Annotated in this window: 15 protein-coding genes; 8 read left to right on the top strand and 7 right to left on the bottom strand. The window is 70.1% G+C overall.

Features of this window, described 5'->3' with window-relative positions; all coding sequences use genetic code 11:
• The first annotated feature begins 35 nt into the window (after positions 1–35).
• The 4 genes from AB0435_RS18150 to AB0435_RS18135 are packed head-to-tail and all read left to right on the top strand — an operon-like array spanning position 36 to position 7,802.
• Positions 36–1,652 carry an NERD domain-containing protein gene (locus AB0435_RS18150; RefSeq protein WP_366008011.1) on the top strand — a complete coding sequence of 539 codons (1,617 nt, stop codon included), beginning with the start codon at positions 36–38 and terminating at the stop codon, positions 1,650–1,652.
• On the top strand, positions 1,649–4,807 hold the full coding sequence (locus AB0435_RS18145) for a helicase-related protein (protein ID WP_366008012.1): 3,159 nt from the start codon (positions 1,649–1,651) through the stop codon (positions 4,805–4,807). The genes AB0435_RS18150 and AB0435_RS18145 overlap by 4 nt, the downstream gene beginning before the upstream one ends.
• Positions 4,804–6,705, top strand: a complete 1,902-nt coding sequence (locus AB0435_RS18140; RefSeq protein WP_366008013.1) for a DUF1998 domain-containing protein — start codon at positions 4,804–4,806, stop codon at positions 6,703–6,705. The genes AB0435_RS18145 and AB0435_RS18140 overlap by 4 nt, the downstream gene beginning before the upstream one ends.
• A complete protein-coding gene (locus tag AB0435_RS18135; protein WP_366427410.1) occupies positions 6,702–7,802 on the top strand; it encodes a DNA helicase in 1,101 nt (366 codons plus the stop codon). Before AB0435_RS18140 ends, AB0435_RS18135 begins: the two co-directional genes overlap by 4 nt.
• A gap of 182 nt (positions 7,803–7,984) precedes the next feature.
• On the opposite strand, the gene AB0435_RS18130 is transcribed toward AB0435_RS18135, so the two are convergent.
• The 4 genes from AB0435_RS18130 to AB0435_RS18115 form a co-directional block, all read right to left on the bottom strand.
• Complete coding sequence (locus tag AB0435_RS18130; RefSeq protein ID WP_366427409.1) at positions 7,985–9,319, bottom strand: PrsW family intramembrane metalloprotease; 1,335 nt, start codon at positions 9,317–9,319, stop codon at positions 7,985–7,987.
• 161 nt (positions 9,320–9,480) lie between these two features.
• On the bottom strand, positions 9,481–10,245 hold the full coding sequence (gene trmB, locus AB0435_RS18125; protein WP_366427421.1) for a tRNA (guanosine(46)-N7)-methyltransferase TrmB: 765 nt from the start codon (positions 10,243–10,245) through the stop codon (positions 9,481–9,483).
• Between the two features lie 420 nt (positions 10,246–10,665).
• Positions 10,666–11,874 carry an L-2-hydroxyglutarate oxidase gene (lhgO, locus tag AB0435_RS18120; RefSeq protein ID WP_366008133.1) on the bottom strand — a complete coding sequence of 403 codons (1,209 nt, stop codon included), beginning with the start codon at positions 11,872–11,874 and terminating at the stop codon, positions 10,666–10,668.
• 405 nt (positions 11,875–12,279) lie between these two features.
• Positions 12,280–13,725, bottom strand: coding sequence for an MFS transporter (locus AB0435_RS18115; RefSeq protein WP_366008134.1), 1,446 nt, complete (start codon positions 13,723–13,725; stop codon positions 12,280–12,282).
• Positions 13,726–14,422: 697 nt separating this feature from the next.
• On the opposite strand from AB0435_RS18115, the gene AB0435_RS18110 reads away from it, so the two are divergent.
• Positions 14,423–16,576, top strand: coding sequence for an asparagine synthase-related protein (locus AB0435_RS18110; RefSeq protein WP_366008135.1), 2,154 nt, complete (start codon positions 14,423–14,425; stop codon positions 16,574–16,576).
• 30 nt (positions 16,577–16,606) lie between these two features.
• On the opposite strand, the gene AB0435_RS18105 is transcribed toward AB0435_RS18110, so the two are convergent.
• Positions 16,607–18,607, bottom strand: a complete 2,001-nt coding sequence (locus AB0435_RS18105) for a sigma-70 family RNA polymerase sigma factor (RefSeq protein WP_366427408.1) — start codon at positions 18,605–18,607, stop codon at positions 16,607–16,609.
• Positions 18,608–18,936: 329 nt separating this feature from the next.
• Positions 18,937–19,674 carry a helix-turn-helix domain-containing protein gene (locus AB0435_RS18100; RefSeq protein WP_366427407.1) on the bottom strand — a complete coding sequence of 246 codons (738 nt, stop codon included), beginning with the start codon at positions 19,672–19,674 and terminating at the stop codon, positions 18,937–18,939.
• Between the two features lie 404 nt (positions 19,675–20,078).
• Here AB0435_RS18100 and AB0435_RS18095 point away from each other — a divergent pair, with 404 nt between their 5' ends.
• Entirely contained in the window at positions 20,079–21,422 is a 1,344-nt protein-coding gene (locus AB0435_RS18095) for an NAD(P)/FAD-dependent oxidoreductase (protein WP_366008137.1), read from the top strand.
• 266 nt (positions 21,423–21,688) lie between these two features.
• A complete protein-coding gene (locus AB0435_RS18090) occupies positions 21,689–23,443 on the top strand; it encodes a SpoIIE family protein phosphatase (protein ID WP_366427406.1) in 1,755 nt (584 codons plus the stop codon).
• A 101-nt stretch (positions 23,444–23,544) separates the two neighbouring features.
• Here the strand turns inward: AB0435_RS18090 and AB0435_RS18085 are convergent, their stop codons facing one another.
• A complete protein-coding gene (locus tag AB0435_RS18085) occupies positions 23,545–24,855 on the bottom strand; it encodes an MFS transporter (protein ID WP_366427420.1) in 1,311 nt (436 codons plus the stop codon).
• A gap of 139 nt (positions 24,856–24,994) precedes the next feature.
• On the opposite strand from AB0435_RS18085, the gene AB0435_RS18080 reads away from it, so the two are divergent.
• On the top strand, positions 24,995–25,543 hold the full coding sequence (locus tag AB0435_RS18080; protein ID WP_366008597.1) for a MarR family transcriptional regulator: 549 nt from the start codon (positions 24,995–24,997) through the stop codon (positions 25,541–25,543).
• The last annotated feature ends 427 nt before the right edge of the window (positions 25,544–25,970 follow it).

The following is a 25,970-nucleotide window of genomic DNA, read 5'->3' as shown; positions in this document are numbered from 1 at the left end:
TTGAAGACGTGTTGGCGTGACCATGGGGAGAGTTGATGCGCATCATTCCGAGCGAGATCTCGAGCAGCACCAGGAGCCGGGCCGAGCGCAGTGTGTTCGCGGCGCTCAAGGCCATTCCTGACGACCAGAGTGTCGCTCTGCACACGGTTCACCTCCCCCGGCACCACAAGAAGCGTGTCGGCGAGATCGACTTCGTTGTCATCATGCCGGACATTCTGCTCTTCATCGAGGTCAAGGGCGGTCGGGTCCACCAACGCGACGGGAAGTGGTACTACGGTCCGCCCGGTCGCGAGGAGGGCCCGAAGGAGAGCCCCTTCGCGCAGGCCAACGGGGGCATGCACGAGTTCGACCGGGAGATCGGTGCCCTGGTCGGCGACTTGAGGAACCAAGGCGTCCCCAGCGGATACCTCGTGATCACCACGGACGTCGACGTCCCACGCACGACCGAGTTCGAGCCGCAACAGTATCTCGGCGCGATCGCGTACGCCGGTGGACGTGGTCTGGCCCAGGGAATCGAACGAGCCACTCGCTTCTGGCTGGCGCAGAACAGGTGGGCCCGCACCCCTGTCTCCGCCTCCCTGCGCAGGAGGATGCTCGAGGCCATCCGCCCCGATTTCGATCGCGTACCCAATCTGCAATCCCGGCTGACGCATCTCGATGTCGCTTTCGAACGGCTCACCAACGAGCAGCTCGACAGGCTCGACGAGCTGGAGTCCAACCCACGTCTCATCTGGACCGGTGGGGCAGGCACGGGTAAGACGTTCCTCGCCGCCGAGGCGGCTCGCCGCAAGTCTGTCGCCGGCAGCGTTCTGTTCACCTGTGCGAGCACCACGCTGGCTGCCCACATGGACCGGATTCTCACCAACGACGCGATCACCGTCCTGCCGTTCGATCGGCTGGACGAGGTTCGGCACCGCACCTTCGACCAACTGATCGTGGACGAGGCCCAGGATCTGATGACCTTCGAGAGTCTCGACATCTTGGAAAAACTGGTCTCGGGAGGCCTCGCCGAGGGCCGCTGGATCTTCATGCTCGACCAGAACAACCAGATACTGGCCCCAGAGGCCTACGATCCCGACGCCTGGGAGTATCTGCGCCCTCTGGGCTCGGTGTACGGACCCATGAAGCGCAATTGCCGCAACACTGTGCAAATCGTCAAACAGGTCCACCTTTACACGGGCGCCGATCTGGGCGTCGCCTCCGCCGGGGAGGGTGAACCGGTCCGCTTCGCCGACGTGCACGAAGCTTCCGAGGAGGCCTCGACTCTCGATGCCTACGTGAACGAACTCGTGCAGGAAGGTGTCTCGCTGCGAGACATCACACTGCTGTCCGTCTCCGGGGACTGGGAATCGAGCTCGGCCCGTCTGTCCCAGCGAGCCTCAAAGATTGAGCGATTCGCCGATGTGGTGGGGACCGACCGCACGAATCACCGTCTCACCTGGTCGTCCGTCACCGACTTCAAGGGCCACGAGAACCACGTCGTCTGTCTGATCGACATGGAACCCGAACACCTCGAGGGTCGCCTCGACGCGCTCTACGTCGCCTGGACCAGGGCCCGGGCCCAGCTCTGGGTGGCCTGCCGCCCCGGCACCCGCCAGATATTGAAAGACTTGGGACTGGCGGCGCTGACGCGAGAGGGACATCTCAGGTGAACGACTCCGCATCAAGGCTCACCGATCACCGAGCCGACTTCGTGAAGTACCTCCGCGACCAGTTGGTGGGCCCGGCCGTCGCTGACGACGAGGCTCTCGTCGACCCCCCGGACCGGCGCTACCTGATGGGCACGTTGTATCCGCGTGGTGCCTCATTGCTGGAGCACTCGCAGGACGACGGCGAGCAAGATTTCAACGAGACCCAGGCCGGAAACGGAGAGGAGGACAGCTTCGCCGACGATCCGGTGGCCGAGGCGAACGCTTGGTTGCCGTCATCTCTCGGCTTCTCCTTCTTCACCAACGCCCGCCACATCGAGGTGACGTGTGAGGCTTCCCGCTACGTCACGTATCGCGAGGGTGGGCGGCGCAGTTGGCGAAGGCAACCGCGACTCTCCACGAAGAAGACCGTGACTGTGGAACAGACGACCCCGATCCGTGTTCTGGACGGACACGGCCGTCTCCATGTCCGGTGGCGGTCCTTCGGCACCGGACATCTCGTCACATGCGTGCTGGCCAACGCGCACGACGAAGAGGAGAGCACGCACAAGGACCGCGATCTGATGCTCTTCCAGGTCGAACTGGAGGCGACGACACTCGGCGGGACGATCCTCGAGTATCCGAGCACCCGTCTCAACAGTCGCGACGAGGAGGAACAGGAACTCCGTGTCCAGTACCGGCATATCGTGACCAGGGCCGTGGGACACGGATGTGCGGTCGAGTGGGACACCGATTCCGGCCCGGTCACCGCCGTGCGAGCACAGGTCATGCCTCAGCAGGTGGTGGAGCACATCAAACCCGACGGCCCCACGGACCTACCGGTGCTCAACCTCGCACACCTGTCCGACGTTGGTCTCGCAGTGGAAGAGCTCCGGGCCGAACTGCACGGATTCGTTCTGGGGTATCGCCGGTGGTTCGACACCCAGTGGTCGGAGGCAAAGGACCTGCAGCAATGGGCCGCTGCACCCGCCGCACGTATCCTCCAGCGCATCGGGACTGCACTCGACCGCATGACCTCAGGGGTGGAGGCACTCACCGCATCGACCCCCTCAGGAGCCAAGGCACGCGAGGCCTTTCGCCTGGCCAATCGAGCCATGGCGCTCCAGATGCTCCACAGCCGCCCGGAACTGGCAGGCAGCCGTCGTCGCAGGAACAGCGATGTACTCGAACTGACCGAACCCGGTGGCGACTATGCCTGGCACCCGTTCCAACTCGCCTACTTCCTGATCGTGGTCGAAGGCCTGATGAATCCCGAGCACGAGGACCGCAAGACGGTCGACCTCATCTGGTTCCCCACAGGCGGCGGTAAGACGGAGGCATACCTCCTCACCGCCTGCTTCGAGATCCTTTGGCGCCGGCTGCGGTTCGGCGCGGCCGGAGGCGGCACGGCCGTTCTGAGCCGATACACGCTGAGTCTGCTCACCACACAGCAGTTCCAGCGCACGGCGACGGCCATCTGTGCCCTGGAATACATCAGGCAGGGATACGACGGGCCGTTGCCCCACGACCTCGGGCAGGAGCCCATCTCCATCGGACTCTGGGTGGGCAAGGAGACGACGCCGAACAGGATCTCCGCTGCGCAGGACGAGCTCGGGACCCTGAAGCAGATGAACGCTCCGGATGATCGCTTTCTACTGGAACGCTGCCCCTGGTGCGGTACCGAGATCGTCCCGGAACGACAGGGACGGGACCGGGATTTCGGCATTCGAGCGGACGGAGTCACCACCTCGTTCTTCTGTCCGCGCGACACCTGCGTCTTCCACGAGCAGCTTCCGGTGTCCGTCGTGGACGAACAGATCTACAAAGAGCCTCCGACGTTCGTACTCGGCACCGTGGACAAGTTCGCGCGACTGGCGTGGGAACCGGAGGCCGGAAACCTCTTCGGCAGGGACGGCAGGCGTGCCCCCTCGCTGGTAATCCAAGACGAGCTGCACTTGCTGGCCGGCCCACTGGGAACGACGGTCGGTCTGTACGAGTCGGCCATCCTCGAGCTCTGTGCCCGAGGCGGTACCGTGCCGAAGGTCATCGCGTCGACAGCAACGATCCGACGCTCGGAGGATCAGATCCGCAGCCTCTACGGTCGTCCCGCGCAGCTCTTCCCCCCGGCGGGGATCAAAGCGGGTCACTCCTACTTCGCCTCGCCCGACAAGGACAAGCCCGGACGTCTGTACGTGGGTGTCATGGCACAGGGGCACACCGCCTCGACGTCGACCGTTCATGTAGGGGCCGCCGCGTTGCAGGCCCCGAACGAGATCTGTGACGACGACTTCCTCCGCGACGCGTACTGGACCGCGGTCGCCTATCACAACAGCCTGCGGGAACTTGGACGAACCGTCACGATCGCGAGGGACGACATCCCCGCACGTCTCGAGCATCTGACGAAGGACGACAATCGGCGGCGCAAGCTGAATGATGACTCGGTGGTCGAGCTCACCAGTAACATTCCGCGCGCTGCTCAACCACGACTCCTCGAGCGTCTGGGCAAGAGCTTCGAGGAACGCGACAGCGTCTCGTTCCTCGCTACGACCAACATGCTCTCCGTGGGCGTCGACGTTCCGCGTCTCGGCCTCATGCTCATGAACGGGCAGCCCAAGACGACATCGGAATACATCCAGGCCACCAGCCGCGTGGGCCGGCGCCATGTACCGGGGCTGATCGTCACGCTCTTCCGCTCGACCAAACCACGTGACCGGTCCCACTACGAGTCGTTCGGTGTCTACCACCGCTCGCTCTACCGACACGTCGAACCGACCAGCGTCACACCGTGGTCCATGCCCTCTCGTAACCGAGCCCTGCACGCGGTGCTCACCATCCTCGTGCGGCACGGAATCGGCTTGTCCGCGGAGAACAAGGCCGGGGACATCCTCGGTCACCCGGATGAAGTCGTACGGATCCGTGACCTCGTGGTGGACCACGTGCTGCGAGCCGATCCTGACGAGGCCAGTGCCGCAGCCGAACAGCTGGACTCTTTGATCGAAACCTGGAAGCAGGAGGCCGAGATCGCTCGTGGTGAGGGCCGCCGTCTCTATTACCAGCCCCAGGGGCGAGGGCACACATCGCTCCTAACCGACTTCGGCAAGCAAGGCGGCCTGTGGGAGACGGCGCAGTCGATGCGCAACGTCGACCGCGAGTGCCTCATCGCCGTGAGAGGAGCATGAAGGCGATGAAAGACATTCGTCGCAAAGTCCGCAGGACGCAGACCATTGTTCCCTTCGGCGTCGGCGGGATCATCGACATCCGAGGTGAATCGTTCGTAGCCGCCGATATCCGGAGTTGGGCAAAGAATGCCGAACAAGTGGAATCGCCACGGCTTGCAAAGAAGTTGGGGGTTGATGGCTTCCGCTCGGCCCCTGTCATCCCCTCCGGGAAGGCCGCCTACGCTACCCGCACCGGGCCCTCGTACGTACGGTTCCCCAAGTGGTTGTTCTGCCCGCAGTGCAGGGATATGCAGCTCTGGCGCGCAGATCTCGAGGTACGGGACAAGCAACCGACTTGCGGGCGTTGCACGGGAAAACCGCAGCTAGCCCCGATGCGTTTCATCCAGGTGTGCAGGGCAGGCCATATGGCCGACATCGACTGGCGTAGATGGGCTCACTCCAAGAGCGAAGGGCATGCTCAGCGCCAATGCCAGGTTCGCCGTCTTAAATTCGTTGCCACTCCTGAATCGTCTGGGCTGGAAGCTCTGCTCATCTACTGTTCCGTCTGCCATGCCGGTCGCACTCTGGCAGGCATCAGCCAGAAGAACATCCTCAAACAAACGGGCCTGCAATGCTCGGGAACCCACCCTTGGCAACCCGAGGCCGATGAGGCGGATCCTTGCGGGGAAACGCCGCAGGCGGTACAGCGCGGTGCTTCCAATGTGTACTTCCCGATCACGCACTCGGCGCTCGACATCCCCGCACCCGCGGGCCTGTCAGAGGAAGATGAATTGGCGCAGAGAGTCGTCAATCACCGTCTGTGGCCGGACTTCAGCACTTCGGGCAGCAGCCCTATATCTGATGCCTTCAGGCAATTCATCGCCGGCGAATGCGAGGTTTTGGAAGAATTCGTGGAAACTTTGCGACGGCGTCATGTCGACGAGGCTTCGTCGACTCCGTCGCTGGCCGGTTCGGATGATGACCTCAGTATCGCCGAATGGGCAGCCTTTTCCGCCCCGGAATCCGTCGTCAACTCGAAGACATTCTCCGTGCGCCGCACCCACCTCGGGATCGGCCACGGCGATCCTGAATCCATGCAGGAGCTGGCTGTAGGCGTCTCCGCCGTCGTCGTCGCTGACCGGGTGCGTGAGGTGCGTGCGCTCCAAGGGTTCTCACGGTATGAACCCAGCTCCGACGACGGCGAAGGAGACGAGGGCGGACGCGTCGTCTCGGTCAACACACAGACCCGGGCCCAATGGCTGCCTGCCGTGGAGACCTACGGTGAAGGAATCTTCATCGCCGTCGATGAGGAACGCGTGAGCGCCTGGGAGAGGCTCTCGTCGGTGCGTGACTGGACGCGACGGATCGAGCGCAACCTGGATGCCTCTTTCAAGGTCGACCGTCTGAGAGGAAAGTCGGGTCCGGAGCTTCTCCCACGATTCGTGATGCTGCACACTTTGGCCCATCACTTCATCCGCCAACTGTCGTATGACAGTGGGTACAACGCAGCCTCGCTACGGGAGCGCGTCTACGCCCGAAGCCACGCCCCGGGCAGCGAACTTCCGCCTCAAGCCGGCGTGTTCATCTACACGGCTGCTGGGGATGCAGAGGGGACTCTGGGCGGCCTCGTCCGTCAAGGGCAACCGCCGAACCTCGTCGAGACCTTGATCCGGCTGCTCGAATCGGCGCAGTGGTGCTCGCAGGACCCTCTGTGCGCGGACTCGACCGGTAGGTCCCTGGCCAACCTCAACCGTGCTGCCTGTCATGCGTGCACGCTCCTTCCCGAGACATGCTGTGAGATCGACAACTCCCTTCTGGACAGAACACTGTTGATCGGTGACGGCGAGGTCCCGGGATTTTTTCGGGGGGTCGTCCAGGCCGCGCTCGAGGAATCAGCCGGAGTCATCGATCTGCCATGAAGATCCCTTCCCTCCTGGACCTTGAGATCGAGCAGCGGGCCGTCATCGATCTTCCGTTCCATGGATGTCACGTCATCTCCGGTGAACCTGGCGCCGGAAAGACCGTGATGGCCGTCTACCGGGCCTGGGCACTGGCGACCGTCGGTCGCGAAGTCGCCCTCTTCACACGCTCCAACTTGCTACATCAGTACCTCGCTCAAATGGCACCGGACCTCACGGAAGCCCTCAACGTCACCACTTACCATCGGTGGATCAGGGATTTCTGGCGCCGGCGCTTCCGGGCCGATCCGCCACAGACCGACGAGGATGGTTGGCTCTACGACTGGATCGAGATGCAGCGGGACTGCATCCTGCAGGGGGTCAGGTCGACTGCGCATCTGGTGATCGACGAGGGGCAGAACCTGCCTGTCGCCTTCTACCGGTTGTGTCGAACCCTTGGCGTCGACGTCACTGTGTGCGCAGACGAGAACCAGCGGATCGGCGACGATCAGAGCACAGTGTCCGAGATATGCCGGGCCCTCGCCACACAGGCCGATCCGGTTATGCTGCGCGAGAACCGTCGGAACAGTCGGGAGATCGCGATGCTGGCGTCCGAGTTCCGCGAGGAGGCCGGGGATGAGATTGCCTTGCCGACACGCGTCGGGCGTACGCCCACCGTCCTGAAAGTTCCCTCACTGGAGTATCTCCTCACTGGTGTTTCCCAGTACTTCAACGCGCATCCGGAGCGAAGTATCGGAATCATCTGCAGATCGACCTATTTGCTGCGGGACATCCAGAGCAGACTCACGCATCTCGGGCTTGCCAAGCACACCCAGGCCTATGTGCACGACGATCAATACCGAAACGCCATCGACTTCTCGACGCGCCCCATCCGCATCGTGAGCGCGGCGAGCATGAAAGGCCTGGAGTTCGACAGCGTTTTCGTGCCGGACCTGGACGCGTATACAGAGGACCCGACCAGTGTGGACGCGCGTCTTCGCTTCTTCGTACTGTGCACTCGCGCCCGCGAGGATCTCCACTTCGCTCACCGCGGATCCCAAGAGCCCGCCATCTTGTCGAGCATCCCGAAATCTTTGTTGGCGCGACACGCCGGTTGATCTTGTAGCGCAATCAATCATGCCGAGCCAGGAGCGGAACCGCGGCTGCACACCGGGCTTGGGGTTCGTACACACCGGCCTTCGCACCCCTTCGTCCACGATGGAGAACGTGGATGGCCTGCCGCTCTTGGTCATCCTGGACAGACGAGGCGCGGTGCTATGGGAGCAACTGATCTCCTCCGCTAGTTGGTGCCCCTAGGCCCCCACCCCTGCCCCGACCCCCCCTGTACGGCCACAAACGCCCGCGGCACCGTCATCGACGCCTGCGCCAGCGCCGGTTGCGCCACCTGCCTGCGCTGCCACAAGTGGTGGAGGAGTTCCGCCTCGCGGGCCGGGAAGTCGGAGTCCGCCGCGCCGTTGTAGGCGCGTTGGCGGAGGAAGGCCAGGGATGTGGCGAAGGAGATGTATTCGGCGACCGTGCGGGCCGCCGTGGGGCCGGCGGTGCGGCGGGCCAGGTCGCGGGCTATGCCTCGGGCGCGCATGTTGGAGAGGGCCGGCGGCTCGGGCGGGGTGAGCCAGCCGGCGGCCTGGTAGGCGGGGAGGTGGGCGCGGATCGTACGGAGCTCGTTCTGGCGGGACCAGATCGTCAGCCAGGTCAGCACGCCGAACACCGGCACCATGAAGAGGCTGTAGACGGCGAGGAAGCCGAGGGGGGACAGCGACGCCGAACCGTTCCAGCAGGCGTGCAGGACCATCGCGGTCAGCAGGGCGGCGAACGGTACGAGGACGCGGGCCACGCGGCGCCGCGGGCCGAAGGTCGCCGCTATGCCGAAGCCGAGGCCGGTCATCGAGGTGAAGAGCGGGTGCGCGAACGGCGACATCAGCACGCGGATGAAGAACGTCGCGGCCGTCGTCGACTGCAGCCCCGAGTAGCCGAAGCTCTGGTCGGAGGCGAAGGCGTTGCCGAGGTAGAGGATGTTCTCGGTGAAGGCGAAGCCGGTGGCCGTGATGCCGGCGAAGACCACGCCGTCGACGATGCCGTTGAAGTCGCGGCGGCGGAAGAGGAACAACAGCAGTACGGCGGCCGCCTTGGCGCTCTCCTCGACCACGGGGGCGACGAAGGTGGCGCCCCACTTGTCGGCGTCGGCCCGCTGCGCGACGTCGACGGTGGTCAGCAGCCACTTCGTGGCGTAACCGTTGGCCATGATGGCCACGAGGGTGGCCGCGCAGGCGCCCCAGGCGAAGGCGAAGACGAGGTTCCGCCAGGGCTTCGGCTCGACCCGGTCCATCCACCGGAACGCCGCGACGAGCAGCGGTACGGGCAGCACCGCCAGGCCCAGGCCCACCAGGAAGCCCTCGGTGCCGGTCTGTTCGCGGACGAGCGCGAGGATGACGAGACCGCTGAGGGCCAGCAGCAGGATCAGCGCGCCCGCGCGCACCGCCTTGTTGTCCCACAGGGCGTGCCGCGGCCTGTAGCGCCAGCCCTCCGGCGACGGCATCGCGGTGAAGCTCGGCTGCTGGCCGTGGGCGGGCGCGGGCCCGGTGATCGGCTGCTGGTGGGACGGGGACTCATGCACCCGATGACCCTAACGAAGGGCCGGTGCGGGTAACCGGCGGTTCCGACCACGGCTTCGGCCCGGCGGCCATGAGACGCGTCACCGCGAGCCCGGCGACCGCGTCACCGGCGGGGCACCCGCTGGGAGATCAGAGAGCTCGCCACCGGGTCCCGCCGGGAAGATCAGACCGCGCGCCGCCGGAACATCAGGTCGTGCACCACGTGCCCCTTGTCCAGCCCCTGGCCCTCGAACCGCGTCAGCGGGCGGAAGTCCGGACGGGGCGCGTAGCCGCCGTCGGGCTGGGTGTTCTCGAAGTCCGGGGCGGCGGAGAGCACCTCGAGCATCTGCTCGGCGTACGGCTCCCAGTCCGTCGCGCAGTGCAACACGGCGCCGGGCGCGAGCCGGGTGGCCGCCAGTGCCAGGAACTCCGGCTGGATCAGCCGGCGCTTGTGGTGGCGCTTCTTGGGCCACGGGTCCGGGAAATAGACGCGCAGGCCCGCGAGGGAGTCGGGGGTGAGCATCTCGCGGAGCAGGATGATCGCGTCGCCGTTGGCGACGCGGACGTTGGCCAGGCCGTTCCGCTCGGCGAGAGCGAGCAGATTGCCCTGGCCGGGGGTGTGCACATCGCAGGCCAGGATGCCGGTGCCGGGGTCGGCGGCCGCCATCTGCGCCGTGGCCTCGCCCATGCCGAAGCCGATCTCCAGGACGACGGGCAGCTCCGGGTTTCCGAACAGCTCGCCCAGGTCGAGCCGGCTCAGACCGTCGATGTCCAGGCCCCACTTCGGCCACAGGCGGCGCAGGGCCTCGCCCTGGCCGGTCGTGACGCGGCTGCGGCGCGGCTGGAAGGAACGGATCCGGCGCTCGTGGTGCGAGCCGGCCGGGTCCGCGGCGGGTCCGGCCGGGAACTTCGGCTCGCGCTCCGTCCGCTCCGCGGCGGGGGCGGGGATCCCGGTGGGGGCTGGGGTGGGGTGGAGGTTCTCAGGCACAGTTCTTCCATAGTACGGGCGTGGCCCTGGGGTGGTCCCGGGCCACGGATCAGGGGGACCGGGTGGCCCGGCCTCCGGCTGCGTCGGCGCCTGCGGCGGGCTTTTTCCCCAGCCCCGCCCCTTCCCGAAACTGGGGGCGAGCCCCCAGGCCCCCGGCTGCGGGTCGGTTCGCCGCCTGCGGCGGGGGCGACCTTCGGTCGCGTCCTCAAACTCCCCCAGCTACCGCTGGGAGGTGCCCCCAACGGGCTGAATTCGCGCGCCCTGAAGCTCGACGTGCCCCCAGACCCCCGGCAACACGCTTCGCGCGTTGTCCTCAAACGTCGGACGGGCTGGTTCGCAAAACGCCGGACGGGCTGGTTCGCACCCCTCAGGCCCCACGGGTCATCCCAACCCCGCCAGCACCCTCCGTGCCACCTCTCTCCCGATTGGCAGGGACGCCGTCGCCGCCGGGGACGGTGCGTTCAGGACGTGCACCATGCCGGGCGACTCCGCGAAGAGGAAGTCGTCCACCAGCGTGCCGTCCCGCAGGATCGCCTGGGCCCGTACGCCCGCGGGGGCCGGTATCAGGTCGTCCGCGGTCACCTCGGGCAGCAGGCGGCGCACCGCTTCCGTGAAGGCGCGCTTGGAGAGGGAGCGGCGCACTTCACCCGCGCCGTACCGCCAGTGGCGGCGGGCCAGGTGCCAGGAGCCGGGGTACGCGACGGTCGCGGCCAGCTCGCCGGGCCGTACGGTCGCGCGGCCGTACCCCTCGCGCGCGAGGGCGGGCACCGCGTTGGGCCCGACGTGGACGCCGCCGTCTATGCCCCGGGTGAGGTGGACGCCGAGGAAGGGGAACGCCGGGTCCGGCACCGGATAGACGAGGCCGCGCACCAGGCCCGCGCGGGCCGGGGCCAGCTCCCAGTACTCCCCGCGGAAGGGGATGATCCGCATGCCCGGGTCGTCGCCCGCCAGCCGGGCGACGGCGTCGCTGTGCAGCCCGGCGCAGTTGACCAGGGCGCGGGCGCGCAGCACCTCGCCGAGCGCCGTACGGACCGCGACCGCCGGGCCCCGCCGCCCGATGGCCTCGACCCGGGCGCCGTACCGCACCTGGGCCCCGGCCTCTTCCGCGAGGCCGGCCATGCGGCGGGCCACCGCGCCGTAGTCGCAGATGCCCGTCGTGCCGACGTGGATCCCGCCGAGGCCCCGCACGTGCGGTTCGTACTCCGTGATCTGGGCGGGGCCCAGCTCCCGCACCGGGATGCCGTTCTCCCGGCCGCGCTGGACCAGGGCGTGCAGCCGGGGCAGCTCCGCGTGCTCCGTGGCGACGATCAGCTTGCCGGTGACCTCGCACGGCAGGCCGTGCTCCGCGCAGAACTTCACCATCTCCGCCGCGCCCCGCACCGCGAACCGCGCCTTGAGAGAGCCCGGGCGGTAGTAGATCCCGCTGTGGATCACGCCGCTGTTGCGCCCGGTCTGATGGAGCGCGGGCCCCGGCTCCTTCTCCAGCACCATGACGCGCGTGCCCGGTGCGGCGCGCGTGATCGCATACGCCGTCGACAGGCCCACGATCCCGCCCCCGACCACCAGCACATCGCAGTCGTACGCCCTCACCACGTCACCTCCCCGCGCCGACCGGACACCCGCGACCGGGCACCCCGGCAACCCTCAGCGCCTCACCCACGCCCCCATCATGACCTGCGCCACTGACAACGGGTCGAAACCCGAGGTCAGCCCGGGGACCCTGGCTGGATGATCACAGGCGGGGAAAACGTGCCGAGTTGGGTGGAAAGTCGGAAGGGATCGGAAGAGAGGGGACAGAAGAGGAGGTGCCGCTTCCGCCACCCCGCCTGAAGCCCCGTCTGCAAGCCCCCTCCGGAGCCCCCTGAAGCCCGCCTGAAGCCCCCTGAATCCCGTCCGGAGTTCCCTGAAGCCCCTGAAGCCCCTCCGTCACTTCGGCAACCCGCGACGCTTCATCCGCTCGCCACCCGAGCAGGCCCGCGCCGCTTCTGCCGCCCCTCACCCATGCGCCACCAGCAACGGCCGCGCCCGCTCCCGGAGCTCGACCACCCGCGGCTCGTCCCCGTACGGCTCCAGGCGGTGCAGCAGATCCCGTACGTACTCCGTCGTACGCGCCGAGGAGATCCGCCCCGCGACCTCCACCGCACGCGTCCCCGCCGCGCATGCCGCGTCCAGGTTGCCCGACTCCAGCTCGGCGACCGCCGACACCACCAGCCGCAGGCCGTGCGACCGTACGAACTCCTCCGTCGGACGCGACAGCGCCTGCTCCGTGAAGCGCTGCACCTGGCGTGGCATCCGCAGGTCGCGGTAGCACTCGGCGGCGTCGGCCGCGAACCGCTCCTGGGTGTAGAAGTCCAGCCAGGAGGGGTCGGGGTCGCCCGTGCGTGCCCGCTCCAGCCACCCCTCGGCGGCCTTGAGCGCGGCGCCGCAGGCGGGGGCGTCGCCGGCCTTGGCGTGGGCCCGCGCCTCGACCAGCCGGAAGAAGCTCATCGTGCGGGCAGTGGCCAGGCCGCGGTTGCGCTCCAGCGCGGCCTGCGCGAGGTCCACGCCCTCGTCGGCGAAGCCGCGGTAGGTCGCCTGGAGGCTCATCGAGGCCAGCACGTAGCCGCCCAGCGGTACGTCGGCGGCCGCGCGGGCCAGCCGCAGCGCCTGGATGTAGTAGCGCTGCGCGGCCTCCTGCTGGCCGGTGTCGAAGGCCATCCACCCGGCGAGCCGCGTCAGTTCGGCCGTGGCGCCGAACAGCGACCGGCCGACCTCGTCGGTGTACGAACCGAGCAGCAGCGGTGCCGCGTCGACGCGCAGGCACTCGGGGACCATCGACGAACGCCAGTCGCCCCCGCCGTACTTGGAATCCCATCGCCGGGCGTCGTCCGCCGCCTCCCGCAGCTTGGTCACGTCGCTGTGGCCCACGCGCTGCACCGGACCGCCCTCGGAGCCGCCGTTCTCGGTCTCGCGGGCCGCCTGGTGGGCCTCGCGGGCGACCGAGCCGTCGGCGGGGGTTATCAGCCATCGTGACGCGGGCGTGGCGTAAGCGCTGACGGAGAAGGATCCGGCCAGGCTCTGCCAGATGCCGCCACCCCCGCGCCGACCGGCGAAATCCAGCCGGTACAGCTCCGTCGCGGAGCGCACCGCCTGGCCGACATCGCGCGGAAAGGAGAGCCCCACCTCGGGCGCCGGGTCGGCGTCGGCGAGGCCGATCTCGTGCAGCGGCACCGGGCGGCCGAGCTTCCCGGCGATGGCCGCCGCGATCAGATGGGGGGCGGCACCCTGCGGGACCATGCCTTTGGAGACCCAGCGGGCCACGGACGTCTTGTCGTAGCGAAGCGTCAATCCGCGCTGCGCACCTAGGTCGTTGACCCGACGGGCGAGACCGGCGTTGCTGATGCCGGCGAGGACGAGGACAGTGCCGAGCTTCTCGTTCGGCCCGCGTGGCTCCCTTGACATGCGCACCCCTCGACAACAGCGACGCCCGCCCCGGCATAGGCACGAGGCATTCGTAAACCCAGCGTAGTTCCCCGCATCCCGACCGTTAAGAGGTGCTGTCCCGGATGGCGGGATTCAGGTCCGTGCGCGCGTGCATCGAGGGGCACGTGCTCCGGTTGTGTGTGGCTGTGCGCCCGCCGTGCGCTCTGTCCACGCCATCCTGGAGGCGGCTTCCATGGAAGGCGCGTGGGTTGGCCCGCTGCACTGGATCCAGTGGGCTGGGGGAGCCGCCGCCTCATTCCCCGCGGGCGGCGGAGCGGTCCGGGAGGCGGTCGAACGCCTCCCGGACATGCGCATGTCCGCCTGGCGTCTCCCGAAGTGCGGTCAGTCGAACGGCACTTGCCGGTCGAGGCATTCCGCGAACGCGCCCCTCCCCGCGGGCGCCCCGGAGATTGGCCGGTTCTCGCCGCCCGGAGTGCCGGACCGCGACGCCGTCATCTCTCCGCAACGCGCCACACGCGTACACGTCGGGTTCCTCCGCCCCCAGTCGTGACAGCATGGCCTCTGCAATGGGCATGACGATCCGACATCTCGCGCTGTCGCAAGGCGAGTTGAGGTTTGCAGGCGTGACCGGTGTGCCGCATTCTTCGTTGTCGTCGTCGGCCCGATGTGCACGAGGACGGCACCCGTTGGTTGTCCACAGCCTGTGGAGGCGGCAATGCGCTGGTTGGTGGGGTGGAGCAGCACCGCCTCAGGGACCGGTCCGCGCGCCGCGCCGGACTACCCGGACTACGACGCCAGCGGCCCGGACCACCTCGACGCCCCCACCGTCCACCCGGTCGGCGCCCAGCTGCTGTGGGGCGATCCCGCGCCCCTGTGGGCCGTCGGCGACTGGCGTCCGGACGAGATCCGCGTCGTCCAGGCCGACGCGGTCACCCGGCTCGCCGTGTTCGGCCGCTGCGGCGCCACCGACAGCGAGCTGAAGACCGGGCTGATCGCGGCCCGCGGCGGCGCCCTGCGCCACCTGACGGCCTGGCCCGGCAGCTATACGGCCGTCGCCCAGGTGGGGCGGCGCATCACCGTCGCGGGCGACCTCGCCGGCGCCCGGCCCGTCTTCCACACCTCCTGGGCCGGGGGCACCGCCTACGCCACCGCCGCGCTGCCCCTCGCCGACCTCATCGAGGCCCAGCTCGACGTCGGCCACCTCGCCGCCCTGCTCGCCTGCCCCGACTCCCCGGAGGCCCTCAACGACGGCACGCCCTACATGGGCGTACGGCGCGTGCCGCCCGGACACGCGCTGGTGCTGCGCGACGGCGCCCGCGAGATCACGGGCTACGAACCGACCGCCTCGCTCGCCGTCGCCGCGCCCCAACTCGCCGCGGAGGAAGCCGTCGAGGGCGTACGGGACGCCCTGGTCGACGCCGTACGGGCCCGGCTCGCGGCACCCCGCCACGCGCCGGAGGGCGGCTACGGCCACCTCGACCCAGGACCCGTGCCCGGCATGGGGCCCGCGCAGCGCCGCGCCGCACGCGGCGGCCCGGCGCCCGGCATCGGCGCCGACCTCTCCGGAGGCAGCGCCTCCGCCACCCTCGCGCTGCTCGCCGCCGGGCTCCCGGGCGTGGCGGGCATGCACTCCGGCAACGGCGCGGGCGAACGCCTCCTCGCCGTCACCTTCAACGACCTCGCCGCGGGCGGCAGCCGGGCCCACGAGGCCGAACTCGACCGCGCCCGCGCCATCGCCGCCGACCCCCGGCTGCGGCACGTCGTCGTCGCCGCGGGCGAGGAGGCCCTCCCGTACGCGGACCTGGGCGGCGGCCCGCTCACCGACGAACCCGGGCCCTCCCTCGTCACCGCAGGACGGCACCGCCGGTGGCTGTCCGCGGGCAGCGCCGACCACCTCGTCGGGTACGGCGCGCGCCAGGTCCTGGACGCCCATCCGGCGCGGCTCGCCGACCTGTTGATGGACCGGCGGCGCCGCCATCTGATGCGGCCCGTCTCCGCCCTCGCGCGCGCCGACGGGCCGGCCTCGCAGTCCCTCTTCGTCCCCTTCACCGTCTACCGCGCGGCACGCCGGCTGGCCCGTACGTCCTACCGGGAGGGCCTGGAGGCGGCGGCGGGGCAGCTCCTGGCGCTCGACTTCCCGGCTCCGAGCGGCCCGGTGGACGCGCCGCCGCCCGGCCCCGGCGGGGCCGTCGACGCCTCGCTCGCCGCCCTCACCTGGTGCAGACCCGGCCCCGCCGCGCGGTGGCTCACGGGCGAGGCGCTCGCCGAAGTATCGGTTCGCCTCCAGGCCGCCGCGGTCCGCCCCAGAGGTCTCCTCCAGCGCCCCGGCGAACGGCGCGCCGCCGCGGCCCTCGCCCGCCACGCGGCCGACCACCGCATCTTCGAGCAGGCCGCCGAGGTCCGCAGCCAGCGCCTCCACGCCCCCTTCCTCGACAACCAGGTCGTACGCGCCTGCCGGGCCCTCCCCGAGGCGCTCCGGGTGCAGCCGGGGGCGCGCGCGTCCGTGCTGCGCGCCGTCCTGGCGGGCTCCGGCGTCCGTGAACTCCCCCCGGGCTGGGGCGCCACCTCGCACGCCTCGCACGCGGCGGCCGTACGCGCCGGCCTCCGCGCTTCCATGGGCCAGCTGCTGGACCTCTTCGACGCGCCCCTCCTGGCGGACGCCGGCCTCGTCGAGGCCCGGGTCGTACGGGCCGCCCTGCACGCGGCGGCGGACGGCCGGGCCCTGCCGCTCGACGGCCTTGCCGAACTCGTCTCCACAGAGGTCTGGCTGCGCCGCCTGCTGGCCCGCCGCGGCACCTGCTGGACGGGCGCCGCGGCACCTCGCCAGCGCGCGGTCGCGGGGGGCGTGACACCGAGGGGGAGCCTGTGAGCGCTGGCCCTCGTCACCGGTCGCGGCCGGCTACGGGCAACTGATCCGCGCCCGCGCCCAGTCCGCCACGGTCACCGAGTCCATGACGCTCACCGGCGAGACCACCAGCCGGACCGTGCGGTAGCCGGACAACGGCACGTGCACGGGCACCGCGGCGTCGCCCGCCCGCACCACATCCGACTCCCACAGCCGTGTGTCGTCGCCGTAGACGGAGAACCGCGTCGCCCCGAGGCCGAACGTCAGGTCGTCGGCCCCCACCAGCGCGTCGTACGACGTGCAGGACCGGTTCAGATCGACGGTCACGGACGACGACGCGTTCATGCTCACCCCGTCGCCGTACCCCACTCCGCCGATCCCCATCCCGTACCGCTGCCACAGCCAGCTGCTCCCGTACAACCGCACCTCCGGCTCCGTGCCGTCCCCCACCCCGCCGTACTCCAGCTCGTCGAGCGGGAAGACCGTGACGGGCGGCTCCGGCGACGGCGTGGGGTCGGGGGAGGGCGCGGGGGACTCCGGCGCGGACGTCGGGCCGGGCACGGGAGGCGGGGGAGTCACCGGCCGGGGTGTCGGCGGCGGGGGCGTGTGCCGCACGGAAGCCGCTGGTGCCACGGGCGGGGCGGGCGGGGCGGACGTCGGAGCGGAGGGCGACGGTGTCCTTACGGGCGCCGGCTTCGGCGTCGGCTTCGGCGGAACGGTGGCCACCGGCCTCACCGGATCCTTGGCCCGCGCCACGTGGTGATGAGCGGGCGAACTGCCCATCAGGGCGTACGCGGTGACGGCACCGGCCACGACCACCGCGCCCGCCGCGATCCCGATCTTCGCCGGAGCCCCCAGCCCCTCACCGGCCGCGGCGCCTCCCGCACCTCCGCCCGCACCGCCGCTCCCGCCGGAGCCCGCCGCGGCCGCCACGCCCGCGCCCGCCGCCGTACCGGCACCGGCCGCCCCCGCCGCCAGGCCGCCGGCCACCTTGACGGAGAACCCGGCGGCGAACCACCCGATGGCCGCCACCGGCAGCAGCGCCCGCAGCCGGGTGTTGACGTCGGCGACCTCCAGCGCAGCCGTACGGCACCGGGCGCAGTCCTCCAGGTGCTTGCGCAGCCCCCGCTCGGCCCGCATCCGCAACCCGCCCCGCGCGTACGCGCCGAGCCGGTCCGCGTAGCGCGCGCACGACCCGCCGGAGGTCAGCGACGTACTCACGTGCGCCTGCAGAAACGCCTGCTTCAGCCCTTCACGCGCCCGATGCGCGAGCACCGCCGTGGCGTTGGCGGTCAGCCCGAGCAGCGGCGCGACCTCGCTGGGCGACTCGTCCTCGACCGTGGTGTGCCACAGCACCGTCTGCCAGCGCTCCGGCAGGCTGCGGAACGCCTGCACGGCCAGCGACTGCTCCGCCTCCCGCATCGCCAGCACGTCCGCGCCCAGATCGAGCGTGTCGTCGTCCGACGCCAGGGAGCCGCGCGCCGCCGACGCGGCGAAGACCGCGAAGTCCTCGACCAGCTGCTCCCGGCGCGTGGTCCTCGCCCATGCCGCCGCGACCCGCCGAACCGTCGTCAGCAGATACGCCCGCACCGCCGAGTTGGGCCCCGCGCCGCCCCGCACCGCCTGCAGGGTGCTCGCGAAGACCTCGTTGGTGAGGTCCTCGGCGGTGTGGTCGTCCCGGCAGCAGCTACGGGCGTACCGCCGGACCGCGGCCGCGTGCCGGCGGTACAGCTCCTCGTACGCCACACTCTCGCCGGACCGCATCCGGGCGACCAGCTCGATGTCGGACGGCGGCACGTCGACGACCGGCTCCTCGACGACGATCTGCTCGTCGGGAGGGGCGTCCGAGACGCCGGAGCCGGAGGCGCCGGAACCCCGTAGGCCGGAGGGCTGCGCGTCGGCCGGTGGTGTGCCGGACGGCCGCGCACGCGAGGACCGCGCCCCGGACCGCCGCGCGTGCGAGGGCCGCGCCCGCCCGGACCGGGCGTCGGACCGGGCCGCCTGCGCCGAGGAGCCGGCAAGGGTGCCCTGGCCGCCCTCCCGCTGCTGAGGCACGCTCGGACCGTCAGTGGAGCCGCGACCGGACATCCGGCGAGAGAGCGGCGAGCCCGCTTCCTCACTCCCGCGTGGTTCATCCCGGCCGTCAACGCCCATAGCGGCGGCTCCTGTACACGCCAGCGCACCCGAACACCGTAGAAGCGTGGCACAGTGTCGGCCGTCACCACCGCGACAGACGCATCAACCACTCATCCGGGGCGCCCTGGAACACCTGGAGCAGTGGCCGCCACCCGAACGGGGAAGGATTTTCCGAACGCGCCCAATGCGCATTGGGCGCGCCCGTCATGAAAACGCTCGCCCGCGGGCTCGCGCCGACTACGCGGCCATCACTCCGACGGCCGGGACCGGAGCCCCTCCAGGAGGATGTCCAGGAGCCGCGAGGAAGCGGCCGCCTGCTGCACCGCGTCGGGCAGCGAGGGCGCGGCCGTCGCTATCACCAGCAGCACATCGGCCACCGTCACATCGGCGCGCAGCTGACCCGCGGCCCGTGCCCGGTCCACCAGCCGCCCGACGACCTCCAGCAGCGCCGCCGCGCCCGAGTCCTCACGCTCGACGACCGGCGCGGACCGCTGCTCGACCAGCCGCAGCTCGTGCAGCTGGCCCCCGGTGGCCCCCGGCTGCCGCTGCTGCGGCACGCGGGCCTCGATCTGCTCCTCGCCGTCCACGTCGACGCCGACGCGCAGCACCTGCGGCGGCAGCAGCCGCCCCGCGCCCGAGGCCACCGACGTGCGCAGGAACCGGGAGAGGGCCGACCACGGCTCGTCCTCCTGGCCCAGCGCGGTCCGCGCCTGCTCGGTCAGCCGGGCCGTCTCCTCCTCGGCTATGCGCCGTACCAGTACGTCCTTGCTCGGGAAGCGGCGGTACACCGTCCCGACACCGACCCGGGCCCGGCGCGCCACGTCCTCCATCGGCGCCCCGTACCCCAGCTCGCCGAAGACCTCGCGAGCCGCCCGCAGGACATGTTCGAGGTTGCGCTGCGCGTCCACGCGCAGTGGAGTGCTCCGGCCGCCGTTGGCGTCAGCGGACGCGACAGCGGTCGACCAATGAGAGCCCTGAATGTGCATATGTGATCCCCCGGTTATGACGTCTCCCCCCGGAGACTCCCCGCCCTGACTGTCGGAGCACGTCTCTGACACCCCGACGAAGTACGAACATAGTTGAGCCCAGGTCAAGAAAGAAGGGGTAGTTCCGCACAGGCCGTCCCCGATTGGAGTACGAGCCCCACCCGCCCCGTTCCCGCACCACCCCACAACCCCATGACACTCGGCCTGACCTGCTCCTTTGTTCCTCGAACACAGGCCCCGGCCATGGAGGGATCAGCTCCGCGACCGGTCGTACATTTCATGGGGCCCTGTGGACAAACGCTCTTCGGCGATGCGTCATGGGAAGAAGCTGTGCCCGGCCGGGACGACCCGGCACCCCGGCCGCGGACCCCTCGGGCCGGGCGACATCGCGAGGAGGGGCCCTGGTGAAGGAACCGGCGCGCATTCTGATCGTCGGCGGTGGCTACGTCGGGATGTACACAGCTCTCCGGCTCCAGCGGAAGCTCAAGCGGGACGAGGCGCACGTGACCGTGATCGACCCCGAGCCGTACATGACCTACCAGCCCTTCCTCCCCGAGGCCGCGGCCGGCTCCATCTCGCCCCGCCACGTCGTCGTCCCGCTGCGCCGCGTCCTGCCCAAGTGCCAGGTCGTCATCGGCGAGGCCACCTCCATCGACCACGCCAAGCGGACCGCGACCGTCAGCACCCTGGCCACCCGTCAGGACGCCACCGGTGCCCTGGAGGTGCACTACGACAGGCTGATCCTCGCGCCCGGCTCCATCTCCCGCACCCTCCCGGTCCCGGGCCTGGCCGAGCACGGCATCGGCTTCAAGACGGTCGAGGAGGCCATCGGCCTGCGCAACCACGTGCTCGAACAGATGGACATCGCCTCCTCCACCCGCGACCCCGACGTCCGCGACGCCGCCCTCACCTTCGTCTTCGTCGGCGGCGGCTACGCGGGCGTCGAAGCGCTCGCCGAGCTGGAGGACATGGCCCGCTACGCCGCCCGCTACTACCACAACGTGCGTCCCGACGACCTGAAGTTCATCCTCGTCGAGGCGTCCGGCCGCATCCTCCCCGAGGTCGGCGAGGAGATGGGCCGCTACGCGCTCCGCGAGCTGCGCGGCCGCAACATCGACGTACGGCTCGACACCCGTCTGGACTCCTGCGTGGACCGGATCGCCGTCCTCAGCGACGGCTCCCGCTTCCCCACCCGGACGCTCGTCTGGACCGCGGGCGTCAAGCCGCACCCCATCCTCGCCGCCACGGACCTCCCGCTCGACGGACGCGGCCGCCTCAAGTGCACCGCCGCCCTCACCGTGGCGGGCGTCGAACACGCGTGGGCCGCCGGGGACGCGGCGGCCGTCCCCGACGTCACGGCGGAGGAGCCGGGCAAGGAGTGCGCCCCCAACGCCCAGCACGCCGTCCGCCAGGCCAAGGTGCTCGCCGGGAACGTCATCGCCTCACTGCGCGACCAGCCGCTGAAGGACTACGCCCACAAGTACGTCGGGTCCGTCGCCTCGCTCGGCCTGCACAAGGGCGTCGCGCAGGTATACGGCCAGAAGCTCAAGGGCTACCCCGCGTGGTTCATGCACCGCGCCTATCACCTCAGCAGGATCCCGACCTTCAACAGGAAGGCGCGCGTCCTCGCCGAATGGACCCTTACGGGTCTCTTCAAACGTGAGATCGTCTCGCTCGGCTCGCTGGAGAACCCGCGTGCCGAGTTCGAACTCGCCGCGGACACCGGCCGCCACCCGGAAGCGAGTTGAGGCCTTTCCCGGCGCCTTCGCGGAGCCGGGAACTCCCCGACAGGTGGCCGACGTCTGACGAATGTCAGTCCCGTCGGCCACACTGGTCGTGTGACCATGGGTGGGCTCGTATCTGCGAAGAGTAACGACGGCGAGGATTCGGACGTTTGCAGCATTCCCCCGGGGACAGGCCCCCGTACCGCCAACCGTGGCCCCGCGCCGGGCGCGCGGCCCAGCCACGACACGTCGCCGAGCTGGCCCGGAACGACTCCGCGAGGTAACCGTCCGTGAACTTCACCCGCTGGAGCGCCCGACTCCCAGGAACGCAGCGCCGGGCCGCCGCCCGCGCCGAACGCATGGAGCGCGCCGACCGGGCCGCCGCACCCCAGCCCGTGCCCGCGGCCGCCGGCTCGGTGCCCGCCGCCCGCGCCGAGACCACGCCGGCCGCCCCGCCCGGCCCCGACGACCCCGTCCCCAGCCTCGCCGGTCTCTCCGTCCACGACATCCTCGGCCAGGTCCCCGCCCTCGCCGTCGTCGTCTACGGCCCCGACCACCGCCTCGCCTACGTCAACGACGCCTACGCCACCCTCTTCGGCCCCCGCACGCCAGGCACGCCCGCCCGCGAGGCCCTCCCCGAGCTGACCGAGCTCGGCCTGCTCCCCCTGATGGACCAGGTCCTGCGCAGCGGCCGGCCCCGTACGGTCAAGTCCCGCCGCGTCAAGGCCGAAGCGCGTACGCCCGGTGCCGCAGCCGACACACCGACGGCCACGGAGCCCGACACCCGCCACGGGTACTACACCTTCACCTGCTCCCCGATCGAGGTGGGCCCCCACGACGCCACCCAGCCCGGGGTGCTCGTCTTCGCCGCCGACGTCACCGACCAGGTCGAGGCGGCCGAGCGGCTGCGCGCGAGCGAGCGCCGCCAGCGCGAAGCCGCCGTGACCCTCCAGCGCAGCCTCCTCCCGCAGGAGCTCGAACAGCCCGACGACCTGCGCGTCGCCGCGACCTACCAGCCCGGCGGCAAGGACACCGCCGTCGGCGGCGACTGGTACGACGTCATCACCCTCGGCGCCGGCCGTACGGCACTCGTCATCGGCGACGTCATGGGCCGCGGCGTGCGCGCGGCCGCCGTCATGGGCCAGCTCCGCACGGCCGTCCGGGCCTACGCCCGCCTCGACCTGCCCCCGCACGAGGTGCTCCAGCTCCTCGACGGCCTCGCCACCGAGATCGACGCGACCCAGATCGCCACCTGTGTCTACGCCGTCCACGACCCCAACGAGGGCCGCCTCGTCTACGCCTCGGCGGGCCACCTCCCCATCCTCGTGCGCGACCCCGACGGCACGGTCCGCCGCGCGGCCGAGCCCACCGGCCCCCCGCTCGGCACCGGCGGCTGGGTGCACACCTCCGGCACGGTGCCCCTCGGCCCCGGCTCCAGCGCCGTCCTCTATACGGACGGCCTCGTCGAGCGGCGCAACGAGGACATCTACGAAGGCGTCGAGGCCCTGGAGCGCGCCTTCGCCGGAGCCACCGGCTCACCCCAGGTCATGTGCGACCGGCTGATGCGCGCCCTCGGGGTGACCGACGAACACGACGACGACGTCGCGATGCTCGTCCTCCAGCACCCCGCCCGCACCGGCCACGACGCCGAGCTCTTCCACAACGCCGCCCTCGAACTGCTCGGCGGCGTCGAAGCGGCACCACGCGCGCGTGCCTTCGCCTCCGGCGTCCTGGTCAGCTGGCGCTTCCCGACCGAGCTGCGCGACCTGGGCGTCCTGGCCGCCAGCGAGCTCGTCGCCAATTCCCTCCAGCACGGCACACCACCCATGCGGCTGCGCCTGCGCCGCACCGACCGACGGCTGATCATCGAGGTCACCGACGGGGACGACCACCTGCCGCGGCGCCGTCGAGCGGAGCCAGCCGACGAGGCGGGCCGCGGCATCTCGATCATCGCGACCATCGCCTCGTCCTGGGGCTCACGGCGCACGCCGGGCGGCGGCAAGGCCGTCTGGTGCGAATTCGCCCTCCCCGCGGGCCACACATGACACGAGCGCCTGTGGCCCGGAAACGTTTCCGGGCCACAGGCGCTCTTCCATATATATGCGCGGCGGATTTATGCGCAGCGGCCGTTTGCTCAGTGGAGCCCTTACACGGAGACGGGCGTCCGATCGGTCTCCCCGACGACCACTGCCGCATCCACGACCTCGGTACGCGGAGCGGACATCCGCGGAGGGATCTCCTGCGCCGGGGTCAGCCGACGACCCATCCGCAGCGCCAGCGCACTGATGCCGAGTGAGCACACGACCAGCATCACGATGTACGCGACGTACATCCCGCCACCGGCCATCAGACCGCCCACCGCGGGGCCGACCGCCAGCGCCAGCTGCTTCACCAGGGCGAAGGCCGAGTTGTACTGACCGACCAGCCGCGCCGGCGCCAGGTCCGCCACCAGCGGGGCCATCGTCGGCGACAGCATCGACTCACCGATACCGAAGAGCGCGTACGTCGAGATCAACAGCGCGGTCGCCACACCGTGCGCGCCCGGCACGAGCCCCGAGACGCCCGCCGCGATCCACGCCACGGTCCATATCAGCCCGACCAGCGCGATCACCCGGCTCCGGCGCCGCCGCTCGACCAGCTTCAGCACCACGAACTGCGCCAGGACGATGGCGGCCGTGTTCGCCGCGAGAGCGATACCGAGCGTCGCGGGCGAGATCCGGGTCACCTCGACGGCGAAGGCCGCGAGCCCCGACTCGAACTGTCCGTAGCAGGCGAAGAACATCACGAAGCCCAGGACGCACAGCTGCACCATGGCCCGGTCCCCGACCAGGGTCCGCCAGCCACCCTTGGCCGACGCGTCGGTCGGCACGGCGTCCTCGACCTTGGGCACCTTCGGCAGACGCACGGTCGCGATGGCGGCGCCCAGCACCAGGAACATCACGGACTCGATCGCGAACAGCCGCACGAAGCTCGACGGGTTCGACGTGTCCACGAGCTGCCCGCCCAGCAGCCCGCCGACGCCCAGACCGAGATTGTTCATGAAGAACTGCATCGCGAAGGCGCGCGAGCGCGTGGCCGGCGTCGAGCACCACACGATCATCGTGGCCAGCGAGGGCTGGATCACCGCGATACCCGCACCGAGCGCGGCGGCCGCGGCGACGACGAGCGACTGGCTGTCGGCCAGACCGAGCCCCATGGAGCCGATGGCGGCGGAGACCGTACCGGCGATGGCGACAGGCAGCGGGCCCCGCCGGTCGATGACCCGACCGGTGAAGGGCAGCACGATCAGCGCGGCCACGGCGAAGGTCGCGAGCACGATGCCTGCCGTACTCGCGCCGAGGTTCCGCACCTGAGACACATAAATGAACAGGAACGGAACCGTGAAGCCGTTGCCGAACGCGCTCAACGCGTTGCCCAGCTGGATCCGGCGCAGCGCTGCGCCCATCGCGGTGGTCACACTCACCTACCTAGGTCGAGAGAAGGGAAAGGGAAGAAGGCGGACAGTCCAAGCCTGAAGACTTCAACTGTAAACTTCGAAGCTAAAGAGTACACATCAAAGGGCTTTAGTGCCAATCAGTCGTGTCATACTGCGGCTCATGGCTGACACCCCCGGCACCCGCGAGCCGAGCCTCGACGAGCAGATCGCGGCCTACCAGCGCGAGTTCCAGGACCTCGATCCCCAGGTGGAGAAGGTCGTCTCCGCCCTCAGCCGCCTCAACCGGCGCATGAACGTCGCGTACGGGCGGCAGACCGGCGAGCTCGGACTGAGCAACGCGGAATTCGAGGTACTGAAGGCGCTCGTCCTGGCCGGCGACCCCTACCGCATGGGCCCCGGCGACCTCGCCAAGCGGCTCGGCCTCACCCCGGCCGCGATGACCCATCGCATCGACCGCATGGTCGCGGAGGGACTCGTCACCCGTGAGCGCGACGAGAGCAACCGGGTGCGCGTCATCGTGGGCATCACCGAGGCGGGCCGCGCCAAATGGCTCGAGGCGATGCGGCTGGCCTCGGTCTTCGAGGAGGAGCTCCTCCAGGACCTCTCCGGCGAGGAGCGGGGCAGGCTCGGCGAGATGCTGACCCGCCTGCTGCGCCGTGTGGAGACGGCCCAGCCGGACGCCGGCGGCCGCCTCAGCGACCTGGACTGAAGCCGTACGGGCGGTCAGCACCTGGGCGGTTGACACGGGTGGGGGCCATGAGTAATGTTCTCCGGGTTGCCAGACGGGCCTTACGGCTCCAAGGCAGCCACTCAAGCCGCACCGGCGGCAATCTCTACTGCATGACCCCTGAACGGGATGGATTTCGGCGTGCCGAATTCCGGACCGGGCGCCGATTAGGAGCCGCCGGGGAAATACGCTAAAGTAGTGATCACGCCGGAAGGCGCGAAACAAACCCCGCTCCAACAGGGGGCCGGAAACGGAATTCGGACCGACTGCTTCTTCTGGAAGCGGGGGGCACGGAAAACGGATCTGGTAAGGTTGGAAACACGAAATACCGAAGGGAAGCGCCCGGAGGAAAGCCCGAGAGGGTGAGTACAAAGGAAGCGTCCGTTCCTTGAGAACTCAACAGCGTGCC

The sequence above is a fragment of the Streptomyces sp. NPDC051173 genome (genome assembly GCF_040689515.1).
Classification (GTDB): Bacteria; Actinomycetota; Actinomycetes; order Streptomycetales; family Streptomycetaceae; genus Streptomyces.
The sequence above is the reverse complement of the archived record's forward strand: the minus strand, read 5'-3'. Positions and strand labels throughout refer to the sequence as shown.